Origin of the sequence: Ruminococcus albus AD2013 (assembly GCF_000526775.1) — a bacterium.
Taxonomy (GTDB): domain Bacteria; phylum Bacillota; class Clostridia; order Oscillospirales; family Ruminococcaceae; genus Hominimerdicola; species Hominimerdicola alba_A.
The window spans coordinates 189,491-212,417 of sequence record NZ_JAGS01000001.1 but is presented as its reverse complement, the minus strand read 5'-3'; the positions used below and the strand labels follow the sequence as shown (position 1 = coordinate 212,417).

The 22,927-nt window shown below is 44.1% G+C and carries 16 protein-coding genes; 5 read left to right on the top strand and 11 right to left on the bottom strand.

What is annotated here, in order from left to right; genetic code table 11:
• Nucleotides 1–115: 115 nt before the first annotated feature.
• From N773_RS0100985 to N773_RS0100970, 4 genes are all read left to right on the top strand, one after another.
• Nucleotides 116–2,101, top strand: coding sequence for a DNA gyrase/topoisomerase IV subunit B (locus N773_RS0100985; RefSeq protein ID WP_024856018.1), 1,986 nt, complete (start codon nucleotides 116–118; stop codon nucleotides 2,099–2,101).
• Nucleotides 2,102–2,122: 21 nt separating this feature from the next.
• Nucleotides 2,123–2,533: a DUF3592 domain-containing protein gene (locus N773_RS0100980; RefSeq protein WP_024856017.1), complete on the top strand. Its 411-nt coding sequence runs from the start codon at nucleotides 2,123–2,125 to the stop codon at nucleotides 2,531–2,533.
• An 84-nt stretch (nucleotides 2,534–2,617) separates the two neighbouring features.
• Nucleotides 2,618–3,088, top strand: coding sequence for a hypothetical protein (locus N773_RS0100975; RefSeq protein WP_024856016.1), 471 nt, complete (start codon nucleotides 2,618–2,620; stop codon nucleotides 3,086–3,088).
• 114 nt (nucleotides 3,089–3,202) lie between these two features.
• On the top strand, nucleotides 3,203–5,440 hold the full coding sequence (locus N773_RS0100970; protein ID WP_024856015.1) for a DNA gyrase/topoisomerase IV subunit A: 2,238 nt from the start codon (nucleotides 3,203–3,205) through the stop codon (nucleotides 5,438–5,440).
• Nucleotides 5,441–5,974: 534 nt separating this feature from the next.
• Here the strand turns inward: N773_RS0100970 and N773_RS0100965 are convergent.
• The 3 genes from N773_RS0100965 to N773_RS0100955 form a co-directional block, all read right to left on the bottom strand.
• Nucleotides 5,975–6,460: a hypothetical protein gene (locus tag N773_RS0100965; protein ID WP_024856014.1), complete on the bottom strand. Its 486-nt coding sequence runs from the start codon at nucleotides 6,458–6,460 to the stop codon at nucleotides 5,975–5,977.
• Nucleotides 6,461–6,614: 154 nt separating this feature from the next.
• Complete coding sequence (locus N773_RS0100960) at nucleotides 6,615–7,685, bottom strand: type IV pilus twitching motility protein PilT (protein ID WP_013499005.1); 1,071 nt, start codon at nucleotides 7,683–7,685, stop codon at nucleotides 6,615–6,617.
• A gap of 105 nt (nucleotides 7,686–7,790) precedes the next feature.
• The gene (locus N773_RS0100955) at nucleotides 7,791–9,467 is read right to left on the bottom strand and encodes a GspE/PulE family protein (RefSeq protein ID WP_024856013.1); all 1,677 of its coding nucleotides are present in this window, start codon (nucleotides 9,465–9,467) and stop codon (nucleotides 7,791–7,793) included.
• A 155-nt stretch (nucleotides 9,468–9,622) separates the two neighbouring features.
• Here N773_RS0100955 and N773_RS0100950 point away from each other — a divergent pair, with 155 nt between their 5' ends.
• Nucleotides 9,623–10,456, top strand: coding sequence for a prepilin peptidase (locus N773_RS0100950; protein WP_024856012.1), 834 nt, complete (start codon nucleotides 9,623–9,625; stop codon nucleotides 10,454–10,456).
• A gap of 154 nt (nucleotides 10,457–10,610) precedes the next feature.
• Here N773_RS0100950 and N773_RS0100945 read toward each other — a convergent pair whose 3' ends face one another.
• The 8 genes from N773_RS0100945 to recG all read right to left on the bottom strand — a co-directional run bounded on the left by N773_RS0100945 (nucleotide 10,611) and on the right by recG (nucleotide 22,730).
• Entirely contained in the window at nucleotides 10,611–12,662 is a 2,052-nt protein-coding gene (locus N773_RS0100945; protein ID WP_024856011.1) for a type II secretion system protein, read from the bottom strand.
• 12 nt (nucleotides 12,663–12,674) lie between these two features.
• Nucleotides 12,675–13,454 carry a type IV pilus modification PilV family protein gene (locus tag N773_RS0100940; RefSeq protein ID WP_024856010.1) on the bottom strand — a complete coding sequence of 260 codons (780 nt, stop codon included), beginning with the start codon at nucleotides 13,452–13,454 and terminating at the stop codon, nucleotides 12,675–12,677.
• A 21-nt stretch (nucleotides 13,455–13,475) separates the two neighbouring features.
• Complete coding sequence (locus tag N773_RS0100935) at nucleotides 13,476–16,019, bottom strand: hypothetical protein (protein WP_024856009.1); 2,544 nt, start codon at nucleotides 16,017–16,019, stop codon at nucleotides 13,476–13,478.
• A 133-nt stretch (nucleotides 16,020–16,152) separates the two neighbouring features.
• Nucleotides 16,153–16,938, bottom strand: coding sequence for a hypothetical protein (locus N773_RS0100930; protein WP_024856008.1), 786 nt, complete (start codon nucleotides 16,936–16,938; stop codon nucleotides 16,153–16,155).
• 3 nt (nucleotides 16,939–16,941) lie between these two features.
• On the bottom strand, nucleotides 16,942–18,420 hold the full coding sequence (gene pilM, locus N773_RS0100925) for a pilus assembly protein PilM (RefSeq protein ID WP_024856007.1): 1,479 nt from the start codon (nucleotides 18,418–18,420) through the stop codon (nucleotides 16,942–16,944).
• 95 nt (nucleotides 18,421–18,515) lie between these two features.
• Nucleotides 18,516–19,712, bottom strand: a complete 1,197-nt coding sequence (locus N773_RS0100920; RefSeq protein ID WP_024856006.1) for a type II secretion system F family protein — start codon at nucleotides 19,710–19,712, stop codon at nucleotides 18,516–18,518.
• Between the two features lie 298 nt (nucleotides 19,713–20,010).
• A complete protein-coding gene (locus N773_RS0100915; RefSeq protein WP_024856005.1) occupies nucleotides 20,011–20,616 on the bottom strand; it encodes a hypothetical protein in 606 nt (201 codons plus the stop codon).
• An 80-nt stretch (nucleotides 20,617–20,696) separates the two neighbouring features.
• Nucleotides 20,697–22,730 (bottom strand): ATP-dependent DNA helicase RecG, encoded by a 2,034-nt coding sequence (gene recG, locus N773_RS0100910; protein WP_024856004.1) that lies wholly within the window; start codon nucleotides 22,728–22,730, stop codon nucleotides 20,697–20,699.
• Nucleotides 22,731–22,927 lie beyond the last annotated feature (197 nt).

Here is a 22,927-nt window from a genome sequence, read left to right as displayed (position 1 = left end):
GACACACTCTTTACAAAACGCGGTAAAGTGTGGTATAATAACTATGTTTGCAAATAAACAGAACAGTTGTTCTCTGCTAAAGCGGAGAACATATTATATGATGTGAGGTTATGAAATGGCTAACAAAAAGCAGGATTACGGCAATGAAGACATTACACTGCTGAAAGGCAAGGACAGAGTTCGTCTGCGCCCTGCGGTAATGTTCGGCTCGGATGGTCTGGGCGGCTGTAAACATTCGGTATTTGAGATTATATCTAACTCCATAGACGAAGCCCGCGAGGGTCACGGCGATAAGATAATCGTCACAAAGTATTTCGATGATTCCATAGAGGTGCAGGACTTCGGCAGAGGATGTCCCGTGGATTACAACCAGCGTGAAAAACGCTATAACTGGGAACTTGTTTACTGCGAGCTTTACGCAGGCGGCAAGTACAACAATAACTCGGGAGATAACTACGAGTACTCCCTTGGTACAAACGGTCTCGGTGCCTGTGCTACCCAGTACTCTTCCGAATATATGGACGTTGAGGTCATCCGCGACGGTTTTAAGTATGAACTTCGTTTTGAAAAGGGCGACAATATCGGCGGTCTTAAAAAGGAAGAATGCAAGAGCAAAAAGACAGGTACCCGCACCCACTGGAAGCCTGACCTCGACGTATTCACCGAGATAAGCATCGAGAAAGAGTACTTTGAGGATATTCTGAAAAAGCAGGCTGTGGTAAACCCGGGCGTGACTTTCCTGCTGAGGATACAGCGTGAGAATATGTCATTTGAGGAGACCACCTACTACTATGAAAACGGCATAGAGGACTATGTCAAGGAAATAGCAGGCGAAAATACCCTGACAAACGTGCAGTACTTCTCGGGCAGCAGACGCGGACGTGACCGTGCCGACAAGCCCGAATACAACGTCAAGCTGGGCGTATCCTTTGTATTCTCAAACAAGGTGCAGGCGCTGGAATACTTCCACAACTCCAGCTTCCTTTCCCACGGCGGCTCACCCGATGACGCTGTAAGGAGCGCTTTCGTTTCTCAGATAAACGCTTATTTAAAGTCCAATAATAAGTACAATAAAAATGAAAAGCCCATAACTTTCCAGGACGTTGCAGACTGTCTGGTGCTGGTATCAAGCTCATTCTCAACACAGACATCTTATGCAAACCAGACCAAGAAAGCTATAAACAACAAGTTCATCAAGGAGTGCATGACAGAATTCTTAAAGCACAACCTTGAGATATACTTCATCGAGAACCCCGATGAAGCCCTGAAGATAGCCGAACAGGTACTGGTCAACAAGCGTTCGCGTGAAAGTGCGGAATCTTCAAGACTGAATATCAAGAAGAAGCTTCAGGGCACCATCGACCTTTCAAATCAGGTGCAGAAGTTCGTTGACTGCCGTTCAAAAGACCTGAGCAGACGCGAACTTTACATCGTGGAGGGTGATTCGGCGCTGGGTTCCGTTAAACTGGCAAGAGACGCTGAATTCCAGGCAGTTATACCTGTAAGAGGTAAGATACTCAACTGTCTTAAAGCTGACTACGACAAGATTTTCAAGAACGAGATAATCACCGACCTTATAAAGGTACTGGGCTGCGGTGTTGAAGTAAACACAGGCAAGAAAAAGGATCTCTCCGCTTTCAACCTCGATAACCTCAGATGGAACAAGATCGTCATATGTACCGATGCGGACGTGGACGGTTTCCAGATAAGGACGCTGATACTCACCATGCTTTACCGCCTTACACCCACCCTCATCGAGAAGGGCTATGTGTATATCGCGGAATCTCCCCTGTTTGAGATAACCACCAAGGACAAGACCTACTTCGCCTATGATGAGCCCGAAAAGGACAAGATACTCAAAATGATAGGCAACAAGAGCTTCACCATACAGCGCTCGAAGGGTCTTGGTGAGAACGAAGCCGACATGATGAGCCTTACCACCATGAATCCCGAGACACGCCGTCTGATAAAGGTCAACCCCGACGATATCGAGATGACACAGTGGATGTTCAATATGCTGCTGGGCGACGACCTTGCGGGACGTAAGGAATTCATCACCAACAACGGTGCTGAGTATCTGGAAATGGCAGATATATCCTGATAAAAAAGGAGATGTATTGCTGTGAAAAAGTTCCAGTTCACTTTCCGCATTATATTCTGTGTACTGTTTATAATAGGCGGTATCGTAACGGCAACTATGTTTTCATCATTACAACATAAAATTGAACATAGGTGTACCGAGTACGTATACGGTAAGGTAATGACTGTCGAGCTAAATAAAAATAAGAAAAGCAGGTCTTTCCATACGACCGTTCAGTTTGAGCTTGACGGCAAGACTATCATTGATGAGAGCAACAGCAGCACGCAGCTCACAGAAGGTGAGTCTGTCAAAGTGATGTACGATCCCGATGACCACAATGTATACTATATCCCGGAACTATATACCTCATCGAAAACTTTGATCATATGCGGTTTCGGATTGATCGGCATAGGTATCATTGTTCTGATAAAGGCGCTGAAAAACAGAACCTGACAGCATCGCGTCTTTGAGAGACGGTCGCTGAAAGGTGATACAACTGAGCTGTTACCAATACAAGTTTAATGAAGGGGAAGTGCTATGAAACAAAAAGTATTTCTGATCATCTCACTGCTGATCATGTTTACAGGCATATTCATTTCTACTTTTGGAGCAAATAATCGTGAAAAACAGATCAGGAAATGTACAGCTGAAACCATCTGCACTGTTACCAAAGTTCAGGGCCCCGATGATGATGGTGGGTCCGAGATAACAGCATATTTTATGGCAGGTACTAAATACATTATCGAATTCAGTTCGTACAGATCTATTGAGACAGGAGAAACGTTCTCTATAAAATACGACCCAAACGATCCAATGAATTATGTTATCCCGGGTCATAACGACGACAATGTAGAGGAAAAAGCCCACGGCATTCTTTTGGCAAAGATGGGCTTGATACTCTCCGTCATATCTGTAGTTCTATATATAGCAGCACTCAGGCAATCGGAAAAACAAAGTGATATTATGGCTAAGCAGACTTTACCATCAGACAAACATGAAGACTGGTAAAGTCAGTGTACTACCTCAAATCTTATAAATCATTCACCGCTGTGCAGACATAACAGCCTTTACATCAGCTGTCATTCTGTCACCAATACAAGTTAACGAAAGGAAAGTTTATAAATGGCAAAAAAGAAAGCAGAGCCGAAAAAGGCTGCTGCACCTAAGATAGATGCTTATATCGAGGGCGCCGGGCTTGTCGCTGAACAGAAGATAACCCAGACCCTTGAAAAGAATTATATGCCCTACGCCATGAGCGTTATTGTATCCCGTGCTTTCCCCGAGATAGACGGTTTCAAGCCTTCTCACAGAAAGCTTTTGTACACAATGTACCTCATGGGGCTGATAAAGGGCAAGCTGACCAAATGTGCCAATATCGTCGGCGCGACAATGAAACTGAACCCTCACGGCGACGCGGCTATTTATGAGACCCTCGTAAGACTCTCCCGCGGCAACGAGGCACTTCTGCACCCATATGTGCAGTCAAAGGGTAACTTCGGTAAGTCCTATTCAAGAGATATGGCTTATGCGGCTTCACGATACACCGAAGCTAAGCTTGAACCCATATGCGAGGAGCTTTTCAGGGATATCGACAAGGAGACCGTTGACTTTGTCCCCAACTACGATAACACCATGACAGAGCCTACCCTCTTCCCTGCTACATTCCCGACGATACTGGTAAATGCAAATGTCGGAATCGGAGTATCTATGGCTTCATCGGTATGCCCGTTCAACCTCAAAGAGGTCTGCGAGACAGCCATAGCCCTTATCAAAAACAGCGATGCTAACGCACTGGATACCCTGAAAGGTCCCGACTTCCCCGGCGGCGGATATCTGCTTTACGACGAGGAAGAACTGGATAAGATATACCGCACTGGCAGAGGTTCCGTAAAACTGCGTGCGAAGTACCGTTTCAATAAGGAAGAGCGCTGCATTGAGATAACCGAGATACCTGCAACCACAACTATCGAAGCGATAATCGAAAAGATAATCGCACTGGTAAAGGCAAGCAAGATCAAGGAAATATCCTATATCCGTGATGAAACAGACCTGAACGGCTTGCAGATCGGTATCGACATCAAAAAGGGCGTTGACCCCGACAAGCTGATGCAGAAGCTATACAAGCTGACCCCCCTGCAGGACACCTATTCCTGCAACTTCAATATACTTGTGCACGGATATCCCAAGGTAATGGGTGTGTACGAAATTTTGGACGAATGGACAAAATTCCGCGTAAGCTGTGTCCGCAGGCGTGTTGAATTCGACCTTAAAAAGAAGAAGGACAAGCTCCACCTGCTGAAAGGTCTGGGCAAGATACTGCTGGATATCGACAAAGCGATACGCATAATCCGCGAGACCGAAGAAGAAAGCGAAGTCGTTCCCAACCTGATGATAGGCTTTGGCATCGACGAGATACAGGCTGATTACGTAGCTGAGATAAAACTTCGTCATCTGAACCGCGAGTATATCCTCAAGCGTACCTCCGAGACCGAAAAACTTGAAAACGAGATCGCCGAACTGGAAGAAGTCCTCGGCAGTGAAAAGAAGATACGCGATATAATAGTCAGCGAGCTGAAAGATGTTATCAAGAACTACGGTCAGGAGAGGAAAACTCAGTTCTTCTATCAGAGCGACATCGAGGAAGTTGAGGAAGAGGAAGAGATCGAGGATTACCCCTGCAAGCTGTTCATCTCCGAAAGCGGCTATTTCAAGAAATGTACCATGCAGTCCCTTCGTATGGCAAGCGACCAGAAGCTGAAAGAGGGCGACCGCATGATGTCAGAAACAGAGTCCTCCAACCGCGCTGAACTGCTGTTCTTCTCGGACAAGGCGAGCGTTTACAAATCCAGAGCCAGCCGTTTCGGCAATACAAAGGCAAGCGACCTTGGCGATTATATCCCCGCAGTGCTGGGCTTTGATAACGGTGAAACTTTCCACACAATGGTGGAGACCATGGATTACTCGGGCTATCTGCTGTTTGTATTTGAGAACGGCAAGGCTGCGAAAGTACCTCTGGATTCCTATGCCACCAAGACCAACCGTAAAAAGCTTGCAAATGCTTACAGCGATAAATCGGGTCTTGTGGCGATACTGAAACTAACCGATAATGCTCAGGTAATGCTGCGCACAACCAACGGCAGAGCACTGCTTTTCGATACCGCACTGCTTCTGCCCAAAACCACCAGAAACACACAGGGCGTTCAGGTCATGACCCTCAAAGCCAAAAATGCAAAGGTGGAAAAGGCGTACATCGTATCCGATGAAGAAGCCGAGACACTTGCTAAATACCGCAGTAAGACTATCCCCGTAGCAGGCAGCCTTTCCAAAGACCTTGAAGACCCAGACCAACTGTCGTTTTAATTCACAATGCCCTCGGCCGGGCGGGCCGATTCCGCCTATTTATAGCTTTTTTAGAGCGTAAGTTTGTTTGACGGCTGGTCAGCACATGGCAAGTAAATTATTTGTAAGCGCAAGATACTTTGACGCTGACTAAGCCATATAAGCTTAACAAAGCTGTGCGCGAATAGAGCTTTGGCTCAAGCCTTTCGCGAAAGGCTTGCGGAGAGCTCGAGAGGCAGAGCCTCTCGGTCAAGGTGCAAAAGCAACGTAAAAATATGCTGTGATAGTAAAGCGAACGGCGCGGCAATAAATACATTCAGAGCGTGGATAAACAAACGTCCACGCTCAAATTATTTGCGTAAAATTATTGCCGCGCCCGCCGTCAAACAGCGATAGCGTATTTGACGGCTCGACCCGAGAAACGAGGGTCGAAAACTCACAAACTACCCATCACAACAAATATCCAACCAGCCCTACAAAATCAGAATAAAAGCCATAGTACTTCTGACAATAATGCAGAAATACTATGGCTTAAATTTTATAGGAAATAATTATTTATTCTTCTTCCTCATACTCACCGTTTCGGATGGCTTCAATAACCCGGCGCTCGGTATCGGCGCAGTAGGCTTTTATCTCCATACTGCAAATGTAGGTTGTCAGGGCATTTTCGCTCTCATCGAATATCTCCGCAGAAGTCGTGCCTATACGAAGCATACCTGTCTGATTGTATAATTCCACCTGTATCTGAATATTTTTGAGTATGGGACTGACACCTGTTATCATCAGCACGCCCCATTCACTCTGCAAAGTCTCGCAGTCACGCAGATCGTACTCCGCTTCCTCGACTTCATCGGTTATCTCCTGCATTGGCGCACCTGCTACCTCTCTTACCGCAAAGCGAACTTCAGCATCACTTTTCAGCAGGTCAATGTCTATGATCTCCTGTACAGCATCAAGAATGAAATCCCAGCCATAAGGCCATGTCGTCTGATATTCCGCATATTTCCAGCCGTTTGTCTCGTAAAGTCTTCTAAGTATCATAGTTCAGTTCCTCGTTTTCTTAGTAACTTTTAGTTACTATCTTTCACTGATTACATTATAACACAGTTTATAATCTATGTCAACATAAAAATCTGCACAAATATCAGCGTCAGAATTCAAAAAGGGCTGTACCAAAAGTACAGCCCTTAAATTATCAGATGTTCTGGTTGATGTATCTGTTCAGGTCGTTTGCGTTTACGCACTTTTCAAGTGCAACTTCCTTGGAGATAGTTCTGTTTCTAACCAGCTTAGCAAGCTCCTGGTCCATAGTCTGCATTCCGACAGCCTTACCTGTCTGCATTGCGGAACCGATAAGGTGAACCTTATCATCACGGATCATAGCCTTGATGGAGTCAGTAGCGTTCAGGATCTCACAGCAAGCTACACGGCTTGTACCATCAAATGTACGGCAGAGAGTCTGAGTACAGATACCAACAAGTACGGACGCCAGCTGAGTTCTGATCTGGTGCTGCTGGTGTGCAGGGAATACGTCGATGATACGGTCGATAGTCGAAGCAGCGTCAGTTGTATGAAGTGTGGACATAACCAGGTGACCTGTTTCTGCGGCGGTTACGGCAGCTTCGATAGTCTCGAAGTCACGCATTTCTCCGACGAGTATGATATCAGGGTCCTCACGGAGAGCAGCTCTCAGCGCCATGGAGAAGCTGGGAACATCGGGTCCGATCTCTCTCTGGTTGATCATACATCTCTTGTGGGAGTGCAGATACTCGATAGGATCCTCAACAGTGATGATATGTGAAGACTTATGGATATTAACGTGGTCGATCATCGCAGCCAGTGTTGTAGACTTACCGGAACCGGTAGGACCTGTTACAAGCACAAGGCCACGTGGACGCATTACGAATTCAGCCAGTACGGGAGGCAGATCCAGATCGGTAAGAGTAGGGATATCGTTTCTCAGCAGACGGATAGCGATAGCGGTGTTACCTCTCTGATGGTAAACGTTAACTCTGTGACGGAAACCTCTGCTTGATACATATGTAAAGTCAGTATCGATCTTATCCTTGATCTGCTGTCTCTGTCTGTCGTTACACATATCCTCGCACACTCTGAGAATTTCGATCTCGGTCATATCAGGATAGCTTGACAGCTTTCTCAGGTTACCACCCTGTCTTACTATGGGGGGGATACCAACGGTAAAGTGCAAGTCCGAGCAGCCCAGTGCTCTGGATTCGTCCAGTATCTTGTTAATATCAATTGCCATTTGTTTATACCTCCAAACAATATATTTATAGCTGACTGTTTATCGTCCTGAACTGCATAGTATAGTCTGACACAAAACCCCAACAGCCATCTAAGCTTAACTAATTTATACGGCGTAGGTAACACGTACCAGCTCGTCCATAGTGGTTCTGCCCTGCTGAACAAGTTCGGATACGTTATCACGCAGCAGACGGCAGCCCTCTTCCTTGGCGAGTTCCTGTATCTGCTCACTCTTGGCACCTGCGGCGATGATCTCTTTCATCTTCGGGGTAGCCAGAAGTATCTCATGGATAGCGGTACGTCCAATGTAACCTCTTGTACACTTGGAACAACCCACAGGCTTGTATACCGGTACGGACTCAGTGATGCCCATCAGTTCATTATCCTCATCTGTGGACATATAACCCTCACGGCAGTTAGGGCAAACGACCTTGGCAAGTCGCTGTGCAACAACGCCGATAAGCGAAGTAGCGACCATGTATGCGTCAACGCCCATATCCACAAGTCTTGTAACAGTGGAAGCTGCGTCGTTGGTATGAAGTGTGGACAGCACAAGGTGTCCTGTGATAGCGGCTCTGATACCGATCTCAGCTGTCTCGGTATCACGCATCTCACCGATCATTATGATATCAGGGTCCTGACGAAGGATAGAACGCAGAGCAGCCGCAAAGGTCATGCCTGCCTTCTCATTTATCTGACACTGATTTATGTTAGCGATCTTCTTCTCGACAGGGTCTTCGACGGTGATAACATTGAGGTTCGGCTTAGCGATCTCACCAAGGGCTGCGTACAGTGTGGTAGACTTACCTGAACCGGTAGGTCCTGTAACCAGTACCACGCCCTGGGGAACCTTCAGACAAGAAACGAATCTCTTGTAGTTATAGTCAGTCATACCCAGATCCTGTATACGTCTTACGGAGCTGTCGCCCGCAAGGATACGGAGAACGACCTTCTCGCCGTATACCATTGGCAGGTTGGACACACGGAGGTCAACGGTAGTGCCGTCGATGACCTGTGACATACGGCCGTCCTGAGGTATACGCTTCTCTGCGATGTTCATACCAGAAAGGATCTTGAATCTTGTTACCAGTGATACATGAAGTCTTGAGTCAAGGTCTTCCATAAGAGGTACCAGGTCACTGTTGATACGGACTCTGATCTTTGTGTGATCCTTGAAAGGCTCGATGTGGATATCTGTCGCACCCTGACGGAAAGACTGCTCAACGATAGCAGTTGCCAGCTTAACGATAGGCGCATTATCAACACGGTCGGAGCTGAGATCGATCTCATCAAGGCTTACGGACTCTTCTTCCTTCTCCTGCTTAGCCTCTTCAGCCACCTTAGCGGCAGCACCCTCGGAGTACATCCTACCGATGGCTCTGTTTATCGAGGCCTTTGTAGCCAGCTGAGCTGTGATATTACAGCCGGTGATAACTCTCAGATCTTCAAAAACGTAGAAGTTCATGGGGTCGTTGGTAGCGACCATCATACGTCTGCCTATCTTCTTGACAGCAATAACAGTATACTTTCTTGCTGTTGCCTCGGGTATCAGCTTGACAACCTCAGCATTCAGCTGAGCATTATCAAGATCTATAAACTCTACGTTCATTCTTTCTGCCAGCGTTTTAGCAAAATCTATATCGCTGACAAGCTTCATCTCGATTACGATATCACCGAACTTTTTGTCCTTTTCAGTCTTCTGTCTTTCAAGGACTGCATTAAGATCAGCCTCACTCAGAAGGTTCTTTTCAACCAGATATTGTCCAATTGGTCCGTTTCTCATAGATACGCTCCTATCTCCGACTCATGCGGAAAAATAAAATTTTGAATAAATTCTTAAATTATTAATACCTCTTGTAATTCTCGTAAAATTGTGGTAAAATATATATATGAAATGCGAATGCATATCAATTCTATTAAGAAAGGAGGAGATCAAAGGTGGATACCGAAACACTATATCTTATAATAGTATACGTGTTCGTTTTTATCTTCGGAATATGCATCGGCAGCTTCCTGAACGTGTGTATTTACCGTCTGCCACTTGGTGAGAGCCTTATAAAAAGCAATTCTCACTGCATGACCTGCGGAACACCGATCAGAAAACGTGATCTGATACCTGTTGTAAGCTGGTGTCTGCTGCGCGGCAAATGTCATGCCTGCGGTGCTAAGATCTCGCCCAGATACACAGTAGTCGAGCTGCTCAACGGGATATGCTACCTCGTTATCTTCCTGCATTTTGATGTAATATCCCATCCGCTTTACGCAGCTATCGTTTCGCTGATGACCTCAGCACTGATAGTGGTATTCTTTATGGACTGGGACACACAGCTGATAAACACATGGGTAGTTGTCTTCATCGGTGCACTTGCGATACCGAAGTACATATTCTGCCGTGAAGAAAGCAACATTACCCTGAAATCGATGATAATCGGTGCGTTGATCATCAGTATACCGCTGCTTGTGATCTCACTTGTGAGCCATGAAAAAGCCATGGGCATGGGAGATGTATATCTGATGGCAGCTGCGGGACTTTTCCTCGGAGTGCCAAACGTACTTATCGCCATGCTGATAGCTCTTGTGTCAGGCTCGATAGTCGGAATGATACTGAAACACTCAAACGGCAGTTCAGTATTTGCGTTCGGACCTTACCTTGCATTAGGCATCGCGGTAGCTGCCCTTTACGGTGACGCCATCGCAGATTTCTATGTACATTACACAGGTCTTGACAAAACAATTGAAGTAGTTTCATCAGTTATCGCAAATATCCTTTAAAAAACTCAAAAATATCCGCTGAATTATTCAGCGGTATTTTTTTGCCCTTTTTTACGAGCTTTACACATTTTGCTCAAAAGGTTTCCGCAGGAATACCTGCGGAAATCTTTTCAGCAAGCGGCTGATAATAGCCGCTTGTGAATTTTGTTATTGATCATCCTATTTGTACTAAATTAGAACCATCAAATTTCCATTTAGATTCTCCTTCAAATAATTGTTCGAATCGATTATTAGGTATTTCGAAATTAAATTTAGCCTTTTCACCAAAAACATACATCTTTATTGTTTCACCCTCAACAAAAGGAAATTGAACCGTAGAACCAGGTCTATCCATTAGAATAGTACCGTCTTCATGAAGTATCAGAACATCTGAGTCAGTATACTGATTATAGGGACCATAATTATAACCAGCAGTTTGAATATGATAATAGCCACTAGGAACGGATTCAATTGTAATAGTAACTAAGAACGAACCGGGATAAGGATTAGAATCAGCATCACCAATAATTGTATAAGTTTCATCTGGTGTAAGTGTACTAAGATCTAATCCGGAAAGACTACCGTAATCAGTACCGTCACTGCCTACAACTGTCCATCCCGTGAATGATAAGCCCTCATTGAGAAGCGATTCAAATTTGTTTGTAATATTAATATATCTGGTTTCTGACAAGAATGTAGTTATACTATATTCATCATCAATTCTAACACTAATATCAGCAGCAGGGAATGGTGCAGTCAGTTTACTATCATCTGCTGCTTCAAAGTGGAAAGTAACAGTAGGCTTTTTCTCATAAACAGCTAAGTAAGTAGCCTCATTATCGTACTCCTGACCGTTTACAAACCAACCTGCTGCCATAGAACCGGAAGGATCATCATAATCAGGTTTAACACCGGGTGCTGGCGGATAATTAGCTTCTAATATCCAACCAACAAAGGTATACTCGCCGTTTAAATCACCGACTCCTTCATCAACGCCGGATACTGTATGATAATCATCCCAGATACCTGATCTTTGTTTTTCAAATGAAGGAGGTTCGCCCCAATCATTATGTCCATTATCAAATCTGTCTTTGAAATATAAATACTTAGTGGGATCATTTTTATACTCAGGCTCTGTTCGAATATAGAAACTAAGGGGTGAGAGAACACCGGATTCTCTGAATTCTTCAATATCCTTATCGCCCTCAGTCGTCTTGATACCAACGAATTTTTCCCTTCTCCACTTACCTCCAACAAAACTATACTCAGTAGTTCTTGACTGTCCTATAGATACCCAAGAATCAATAATGTTACTGGGAATAGGGCTGCCTGCATTAATTTGCTGAGTATTAATAGGAACTGTGTCACCGAGATTTTCATACAGAGATAATTTGACCTTTTCTACAACAGGAGGCTGCTTGGTGTACAGAATGTATGTGAAAGTATCATTTGAATACATTCCGCTTTCAGTTGCCTGAGGATTTGTTCCGGGATCAGCAGCTCTTGAAAACGTATTATAGTCAAGAGCCTGACCTGCTCCTGTAGAAGAGAAGAATGAAGCTTTCATACCGTCTTTAGTATTCAGATTGACGTTAACAAGCTCAAAATCTCTGCTCTGATTATATCCGAACTTGTCAAAGACATAATTCGCGCCTTCACGTCTTGGTCTTGTCAGCTCCATGTTTACTGTAACGCAACAGCTGCCATTTTCAAGAGTATTCATGGATGCTTCAAAATTACAGCCATAGTCATTATAAAGAGGTTCGTTACCAAGGCATCTCATATTTTCGGTGTCGATACCATCATTTGTAACAAGCGCACTGATTATACAGCCCCTTGCACCCTTTCTGCGTGATACAGTTAAATCAGCAACATAACCACTGAAACGGGAACCTCTTATAGCACTGTTATCAAGTATCAAAACATTTGTGAACTTACCATAGGAAAGAGCATTTCCACTGCTGTCAGTAAGCATTTGACCCGTTAATCTGGGAACGCCCTGATAACCCTGCAATACAACTAAATTAGTAGCATATCGCAATTCATCATCTACATAGTCCATCAGCATCGAGCCGATATCATTTGTATCGGAAAGTGCCTGTGTCCTTTGATAGAACTTATTCATAGGTCTGATCCAGTTGAGTATTGCTCCCATAATCATAACCATGATGGTCGCAACAATGACAAGCTCGATCAGTGTGAAACCTTTTTTGTTATTCTTCTTCATCGCAATACCCCCTTACTCCTCAGTACCTTCGTCAGCAGTATTGTATTCATCAGGAGAGAGGAATGGATTCTCATCATAACCGGGTAAATAGTAGATAGAGCAGTAATTTTCGCCTTCGTTGACCCTCTTGTCTGTTATTGTGATTGGTCCTGAGCTGTTACCCTCATCATCTGTTATTACCAGACAATTGTCGATATCACCAACACCGGCAGTTCTCTGTCTGATACCAAACCTCATATAGCCACCGTTCGGTGCCCATATATGGGTCGGCAGAGCCTGCCCTGCAGATGAATCCTTTTCATTGTTGAAAAATTCGAAGTCCTGCAGATCGCCAGGAACGGTACAAGTAATATTCCACTGCTTCTGTTCAGTACTGCAATTGTAGAGTGTTATCCAGTACTCATGGGAATCCAGACTTACCTGCTCAGCAGGCGAGAAGAATGAAAGTTCAAAAACTCCGTCGGGTGAATCTTCATCAAGTCTGGATTTATAACCGTAAACATTATTATTTACGATATCTCCTGATTCAAAAGGAAAAGTGATCGTGAACTTGTTTGTACCGGTCTCCATTTTATTAACATTGGAATACTCCGGATCCAATACTTTTGAATAAGTCGAAAAATGCTCAAGATTAGTTGTTTGGTTATTGGTAGCTGTCATTCTCCTGTTTGTTTTTGCCTGAGCCTTCATACAAGCAGTTGCAGCCATAGTAAAGCCTGTTGTGGCTACAGCAAATACTGCCATAGCGATAATGCATTCAACAAGGGTCATACCTTTTTTATTAGTTTTCATAATAAAATCCTCCCTTCAGCATTACGAAGCAGCATAATGATCAAGCTCATAGCTTGTTGTAGCATGTTCATCACCATGTCCCTTGATAACAGAAAGCATCGAGCAAGGTGAGAAGCCGAGATAAACGATTGCATTTCTGTTACCTTTCTCTACCTCATAATGATTACATACAAGGTTTCCTATTATAGCAACAGATTCCATGTCGTTTGTAACGAAATCAGGAGATATCTTTATATTTCTGCCCTTATTGCTTGTGCGATAAGTTGCTCTGGGCATATAAACACTTGCCTGTAAGATCGTATTAGCTTCATCACAGAACAGCTCACTGCCTTCTGTAAACAGGAAGAATATGTTATTTGAGCGAAGCTGAATTCCGTTAGGTGTTGTATTAGCGGGATCGGGTGTCGGGTTAAGAGGTTCACCTGAGCACTTTGCTCTTGTTTTGCTGGGATCACCGTTATTAACATCTGTATAAACATTGCTGTTGAAGTATGTTTTGAGATCCATTACAATGTTTGTTGCACCTGTGAAACTAAACTTAGGCTTATCAATAAAAGTGCTGTGATCATAAGTTGATATTTCGCCGGAAGTAGCATATTCATTATATGTTGTACCAACACCGGAGTCACTTACAAAGTATACGAACTTAGCTTCACCGGGAACTTCGGGATCAGTGCTGTTGTTTACAAGTATAACGTTATTATTTCTGGTATAACCTCCATTTTTCAGTACAACAACGATATCATCCTGTGCCTCATCAACGTCAATAACAATATAAGCACCACTAGCATCGCCCCTAGAGTCTTCTCCAAGCACATTGATATAGCAGCTTTCAGTTACTACATAATCGGGTCTGAATACGGGACCTTCACCTGACGGGTCACCATATACCTTTTTATAGGTACCGTCACTGTTCTTATTTCTGAACCTATCGTCTGTGATCTGCGGAACATGATCAGAGTCAGCATGATAAGGGTTAGCAGTGTCAACATTAAGCTCATCAGTACCGGGCTTATACATAGCCTCATACTTGCCCTTGATAGTAGAAACGCCATCCTGGCACAGAAGATGTTCAGGGAAGTAGTAGTAAGGAGTTTCGCTAAGCAGCGGGAACTGAGGTCTCTTACCTCTGGGAACAGACCAGTCATCCCATTTAATTTCACCTACGCCCTTAAGAGTTGTAACTATATCACTCGTGGAAGGAGTTATTACATTGCCGTTAGCATCATATTGTCTTTTACAATTATAAACATGACGGCCGTTCTTCATATGAACTGTTTTTGTAGTAAGCTGAGCATCCGATCCCCACATATAGAGATCTCCGTCTACATATACATCACCGGTAACCTCTACTTTTGCGTTAGCTATTACCATATCGCCGTTAAACATAGTATCGCCAGTTGCTTCCTCAATATTAGCAGCATCACGACCATGTGTGAAAACGTGTCCATGAATAATATTACCGTTACCATCACCAAAGTTGAAACCTGCTCTGATATTTTCCCAATACTCGTTTACATCAACTGTAGTATCAGTCTGATTTTTTCTAGCGCAAGCAGTTTCCAGTGCTGATCCTATGTTGTCTTTATTTCCAAAATAAAGCAAACCTGCATGAACATCAACTGAATTTTCATCATTTGTGCCTATCTTAGCATTGTTGCTGCAGAAAATCAGTGCCTGACGAACATTCAAAAAGTTATAATCAGATCCTGATAAATTAGGATTCAGCTCCATGTTGTCCAGCTGTTTACCAAATCTGGGTTCAAATGTAGGAGTATTTGCAACAAAAACCATTGATCTGGATACATTAAGTACGCAGCCCATTGTATCATCTACGCCTTCAAAGAAGTAAGGGTTGCTGTAGAAACGGTTGTTGTTCTGAACGCCCATAGAACCGTTTATATCAGTTTCACCATACAGTTTATTTTCGTTGTGATTGAACTTGTAAACTGTATTCATGTCATGTGATTCCATAGAAGTAGCGCCTGTTGCACCATATACCTGAAGATTTTCAAATTTTGTATCGATACCGCCGTCAGTACCGATGATCTCCAGAGCCTTAGGAGTAAACTTGTGGTTTCTCAAAGTTGCAACATTAAGATAAGCAACAACTGTCTTTGTCCGGCCAAGATAAGTTGCAGTTGAGATTACCTTCAATGGAGCATTAATATCAGATGTGAGTGCTTCTACTTTGAGAGTGCATTTTGCGTTGTTCCATCTTGGCTGAGAGTCTCCGACTTTGGAACCACCGTGACTATCGCTTGTGATCTTTACTTCGACCTCATCTTGAGTAGCCAGCTGTTGAAGCTGTCTGATCTGCTCTGTGATTTCTTCATCTGTGTTTCCTGCGTCGTGTGAAAAGCCTGTTGTCTGTGCTACAAACGCTCTGATACACGATGCAGCTACATAGTACGCCTGCTTGTCACGGTAAACTTCATTTGTCTTGGAATTTGTATGTGATACCAACTGAGTAGCCGACATTATAATAACGACCATCATAACTGATACCACAGTTACTGTTGCCAAGACTGCGCCTTTGCGCTGGGACTTGAACTTAGTTTTCATAATTACCACCTTTCGTTTTTTTGGGGTTCCCCGACTTTTGTGTGAAATGATCAAAATAAAAATTTTAATCATTTTTTATAGCACGATTTGGCAGGCGGATAATTCCGCCCACCAAACGCTATAAACTAATTAATTATACGTTGGGTTCAGGCAGCTTCTTGATAACCATCATGGTAAGAGTCATTGTACCCTCAACATCTGTCTTGGATATCTTTGTCTTCTTGACCTTCTTCTTACCGTCATCAACCTCTTCTGTTAAAGGCTTGCCCTCGTCGTCCGTTTCAGCAGAGAACTTGTAATCGATAGACTGTACTACCATTGTCTTTTCCTTGGCAGACTCCTGCATCTTGTCACAGAACTTCTCTACATCATCGATCTTGCCCTTATAGGATAATGTAACGCCATAGCTACCGATAACAACGGGAGCTGCTACAGCCTCACCCTTTTCACCTGCTTCAGCATCAGCTGTTTCGGGAGTAATAGGATCTGCACCTGTCTCTTCGATATACTTCTGAACTTCTGCATCCATATCTGTCATAGCTTCGCTGCTTATATAAGCATAAGGTTTGAGTGTGACAGGAGTGTACTGCGAAATATTCAGGTCGAGATTCTTTATCTCATTTTCATCAAGCAGATCATCGATCTTCTGAGAAGCAACCTGGTTTTCCTGAATCGAATAGAAAGTTTCAGTCATCTTAGTTACTTCCTCATATGCAGCTTTGATCCTCTCAGGGAGATTCTCATCTTTTTTATTTCTCTCTTTCAATTCCGAAAGAGTAACCTTAGCATCATCAAGTGCAGCCTGCGAATCCTGAAGATTTTCGATCGCAGGTTTTATGAAGAGCATTACACCTGCTACCCATACCAGAATTACAATAACTGCAGTAAGTACGATCCTATCACGATAATTAAGCTTCATCGATTAAGCACCTTCCTTCTCAAAATAAATAGTCAGCGTAAATTTAACATCCTCGCCATCTTCGCCAGAACCGTTATAGCCCTGATATCCGACATTAGCAACAAAATCAAGAGCTTTCAGGTCATTGGTAACCTTTTCAACCTCTTCCTGCTTTTCAACAGTGATATTGTTGACTATCATTGTACCGGAGAGAAGATCGAAGGTAGTGCCATCGTATGTAGCTTTGTGATTTTCAAGTACTTCCTGTATCTTATCGAACTTACCCTGCTTCAGTACAGGTAAAGTATCGATATCCAATTCTACTGTCTGTACATAATTCTTGTACTTGTTGATGATTTCAAGTCTGTTATGCAGAAGCTGGTTCTTAGCCTTTATTTCCTCTTCAACAGCTATCTGCTCATCGACTTTTGCTTTCTGGCTGTCGATATTGCTTGTTCTCATAGCGATGAAGCCGTAAACTGCAGCGATCAGTATTGCAGAAGCAGCAGACAGGATACCTGCAGTAGTCAGCATAGAACTCAGGCCTGCAGAAGAATCCTTACCTGAAGAGTGATCAACTTCAAGAAGGTTGATCCTCTCGGTCTGCTTGTTTCTTCTATAAAGTGCACCGATAGCATTAGCGAATACGGTGAACTCAAAATTCTCGTAACCTGTTATCTGAGAAGGTGTACCCAGAACAGATGCTCTGATCTCCAGTCCATCCAGAGCATCGACAATCTTCTTGTAGTCCTCGATGAAACCGTAAAGGATAACATTTGACAGACCGTTGCCGCCTCTTGCCTTATTGAACTGCTCCATTCTGAATATGTTCTCGTTCAGAGCTTCCAGAACGTAGTCATCAGCATCGTACTCATCAGGTGAGATCGGTACATATCTCGCGAAAGCCATCTGACCGTTCTCGAACAGTGTCAGACCCAGGAAGTTGTTGTCCAGCTGGCATACCAGCAGAGGCATCTTATCGGCATTGGACTTATCGCTAAGAACGATTCTGGAGATCGAGTTACAACCGATATTAACAGATCTGAGGTTGATGTTCAATACAGCGAAAAGCTTTTTGAAACCTTCAACAATGGAGCTGGGGCAGGCAGTAGCCAGTACTTTCAGAGAACCGGGGTTCTGCTCGCCGGCTTCGCCAACTACTGTATAAGAGATAGCATACTCATTGGAGATGCCCATTTCCTGGCTCATATGGTTCTGTACCATCTGCAGGAATTCGCTTCCCTTAGCCTTAGGAACTATAAGCTCCTTGAAAACAATGTTGCTGGACGAGAATGTTACTACTGCGTCTCTGTCCATCATCTGCTCAGATCTCAGTGTTGTGAGCAGAAGCTCTGACAGACCTGACAGCTGGATAACTTCACCGTTAACGATCATATCCGCAGGAACCTGTATGGATGTCGAATTATCGATGCGGATCCTGTTGGCTGTGTTATCACCTTTTACGATATTGATCTGCCTATCAGAAAAATCGAATGATAGCATTTATTCCTTCACCTCAATATAAAAATTTTTATGTTCTTTATACCGCCTTTGACAGACGGCTATCATATACGAGAGGCTTATCGCCTCTGCGTATATTATTCCTTTTCCATCTCCGCGATACCACCGTAAAGCATAGGGAATACAGCAGCAAGTACGAGACCGATACCAACACCGAGGATGATGATCATCAGAGGTTCCATCAATCCTACGAGTCGTGTTACTGCGGAGTCTGCTTCTTCTTCATAGAAGTCCGCAGTCTTTTCAAGAATTTCATCCAGAGCACCGGACTCTTCACCAACGTAGATAATGGAGCAGAACATGCCTTCAAATATCTCTGTCTTTGAAAGAGCTGTAGATACAGGCGAACCCTGTTTAACTTCATCTACGACCTGAATGAACATCTTGTCGATATATGTATTGTTAAGTATTCTTGAAGATCTTTCAAGACAGTCAACCATCGGTATACCGCTGGAATAAAGCGAAGAAAGAGTTCTTGAGAAACGGCCTTCAGCTATCTTTACCATCAGAGGTCCGATAAGGGGCATTTTAAGCTTTGCCTGGTCAAATTTCAGTCTTACCGATTCGACTTTCAGTGCATAAACGATAACGCCTATCAGTACAACTATACCGATCAGAAGTGCATACCATTTGTCTATGACGAAATCACTGAATCCAAACAACGCCTTCTGCAGACCATTCAGCTTATCTTCAGGCATCATACTCTTGAATATAGGCAGGATCTTTATACTCATCAGTATAACAACTGCAATGACCAGTACGAGCAGAACGCAAGGATATATCATAGCACCCTTTATCTTATTGTTCAGCTTATTGGTATTTGCGTAGTATTCCTGCAGTCTCTTCATGGTGATATCAAGCGAACCTGAGATCTCGCCCGCGTCTACCATTGAGATAAAGAAATCGGGGAAGCATCCACGTTTTGCTTCAAGCGCATTTGAGAAACTTTCACCTTTCTGAACGTCTTCATACACCTGCTTCCAGACTTCCTTGGGGCCCTTCTTTTCTTCCTCTTTATAAAGGATATCAAGAGCCTTTACTATCGTCAGTCCCGACGACATCATTGCAGCCAGCTGTCTGCAGCAGTACGCCAGCTCAGCTGTGTTGAACCTATGAGCGACCTTTCTGCTACCGCCCAGAGCTTCACTATAGCTTACACAGAACAGACCCTGCTCATAGATCTTGTCAAGCAGTTCCTGCTCGCTGTCAGCCTCGTAGGTACCTTTAATGGTTTTACCCGTGGTATCCTTAGCGACGTAGCTATAATTCTTCATATTGTAGATACACCTCCACCATTTTAATGCTTCACAGCTTATGCCGTCTGACTCAGCAGTGCATCAAAACACAACAAGGCAAAAACTACAAAACATATTTTTATTATTATATCATTTTTTTGATTTTTTTACAAGTCAAAATACCGATTTTTTTGCAATTTTATTCACAAAATACTAATGTTATTTTTAGTAAATTCCCACTATAAAGATACATATTTTAACCAATTAACAAATTTATAAATTTTACTGAGAATTTTTTTGTACTCATTTATTCTTCTAGTCAAACATCGGATGACGATCATTCATCTGTATCATCATCCCCTGCATCTTCATCCTCATCAGATGTCACGGAACGTCCGCCGGAAGACAGCAGAACGGGGTGTTTCTTCACATAATTCTTATATGATATAACATATGCCGCAAATGCCGTTCCCAGCATGACCAGAATAGAGAACATTATACCTATTATATAGTTATCATCGAACAGATCGATCAGCCAACCCGCAGGATAGTACAGTACCATATAAAAGATATCGCCCTTTCCCTCAGCATGAAAAGAATCCCTAAAAATCGCGGGTATAAAGTAAAACATACCGACCAGAATCAACACTGCAAGTATAGTTGTCAGACTCCATTCTTCATAAGCCGTATGCTTTTTTCCGTCATCAAAGAAAACCCATATAAGGAACAGGCATATCACCACTGTACCCACCAGCGACTTGACATCGGGCTGGGTAAAGAAGTTCTTCACTCCTACCATTGAATAAGGCAGAAACGTTACAAGTGAGGGAAAAAGAACAGCACCCGTGAACGCCCCGAAAAGTACCAGTGCCAACAGCAGACCAAGTCTTGTGATAGTATAACCGACAACAAATCTCAGCCAGTCATATTCTTCGCTGCCCATTCTGCGCCTCCCTACTGCAAAGTTATAACACTTTACGCGTCACATTTCCAACACATTTTCTTGTGAAAAATACACAAAATTCAATCATTAGCTATATCCTGCTCAAACAGCTGTTCTACCAGTTCTCTCAATCCTCTGTTTTTGCCCTTGTCAAGTTGTGGATCTTTACATAGCATTTCCTTGGCAGTTTCCTGTGCTTTTACAAGGATTTCCATATCCTGGGACATATCCGCTATTTTCATTTTCGGCAGACCGTGCTGTCTGCTGCCGAAGAAATCGCCGGGTCCCCTGAGTTTCAGATCTTCCTGTGATATTTCAAAGCCGTCATGACTTTTTGAAAGTATCTTCAGACGCTGAACGACTTCCTCTGTAGGATTATCTGTTATCAGGATACAGGTCGATTTATGCTCACCTCTGCCGACTCGTCCTCTCAGCTGATGCAGCTGTGAAAGTCCGAATCTGTCGGCATTTTCTATAACCATCACCGCCGCGTTCGGCACATCAACACCGACTTCCACAACAGTGGTGGAAACAAGTATGTCAAGTTCATGAGCTTTAAACTTCTTCATGACCTTTTCCTTGCTGTCGGCAGAAAGCCTGCCATGGAGAAGACCCACCCGATACTCGCTGAAAACGCCCTCGGATATCTCCTTGGCGTAGCTTTTCACATCACGGAGGTCGCTGTCGCTTTCCTCAATCATGGGGCAAACGATATATGCCTGTCTTCCCTCTTCGATATACTGCTTCACATACCCGAAAGCCCGTTCTCTGAGCTTTCCCGTGACTGCGTAAGTCTCCACAGGCTGTCTGCCCTTCGGCAGTTCTTTCAGCACCGATATATCAAGGTCGCCGTATATCATCAGCGCCAGAGTTCGGGGTATAGGCGTTGCGGACATTACCAGCTTATGGGGATTGTCCCCTTTTCCCGCCAACAGAGCCCTCTGCTCAACTCCGAAACGGTGCTGTTCATCGGTTATTACCAGTCCCAGCCGCCTGAATTCGGTGCTTGCCTGAACCAGCGCATGAGTACCCACTATTACATGATATTCACCCGCCGCAATATCTGCCTTGACTTTTTCCTTTTTTTTCGGTGTCAGAGAGCCTGTCAATAGTACCACCTTGACACCCAGCGGTTCAAGAAAACCTTTCAGCGTTTCATAATGCTGACCCGCCAGTATCTCCGTGGGCGCCATCAGCGCCGTCTGGAAACCGTTCTTATAAGCGAAGTATGCCGCACCCGCCGCAACAGCGGTCTTACCCGAGCCAACATCGCCCTGTACAAGACGGTTCATGGGATAATCCTTCTGCATATCACATATGCAGTCGTTTATCGCGCCTTTCTGACCATCGGTCAGTTCAAATGGCAGAGCGGAGTAATACTCGTCAATGCTTTCCGCCCCCATGGGACATCCTGCCTTTTCACGGCTTCGGCTCTTCATCATCAGCATACCCAGTGCCAGCGTCAGCAGTTCATCAAAGACCAGCCTGTTTTTCGCCAGTTCAAGGGTGTGCATATCCGTGGGATAGTGGATATTCTGCAAAGCGTAACTCAGTGAACACAGCCCCTGCTCCCTCACCACATCGGCAGGCAGAGGTTCATATATGAACCCGCCAAGAGAATCCAGCGCAGTGCGCATATTCAGCCTAAGCTGATTCTGTGTGATGCCCTCGGTAAGCCGATACACGGGCTGAACAGGCTCAGCATCGGCAGGATATATCTGGGGTGAATTTATCTCACGCCTTATCATATTGCCAGTCAGCTTTCCCACAAGAAAATACTCATGCCCGACTTCCAGTGCCTTGAACATGAATCCCGCGTTGTAGATAACGATAGTTAAGTCGGCGGTATCATCGGTGAATATCGCCTTGTAGACCGTCAGCCCCCGCCTGATATTGCCTTCGGGGAGCTTGCGCACCACCCGACCTTTCAGCACCACCTGTTCATTAAGCGGCGCATCGCGGATAGCCTGCGGTTCATTCATGTCGATATAGTATCTCGGGAAATGGTACAGCAGGTCATAGACCGTTTTCACGCCAAGCTTTTCGTAAAGCTCGCTTTTTTTCGGTCCGACCCCCGTGAGGTACATCACGGGCTTTGCCAGTTCACCGAGCATATAATTTCACCGCCTTAACATATCTTCATTCATATTATAACACATTCACATAAAAAATGCAAGCCCATGGCACACATCTTTTGTAAAATGTCACCAAACCGTAATATTCGTCAATTAAACAGAACAGCTTTCGGTGCATCTGTGGAAAATTCGTTTCCCGGGAAAAATTACCGAAAGCTGTTCACTTATTATTTGAT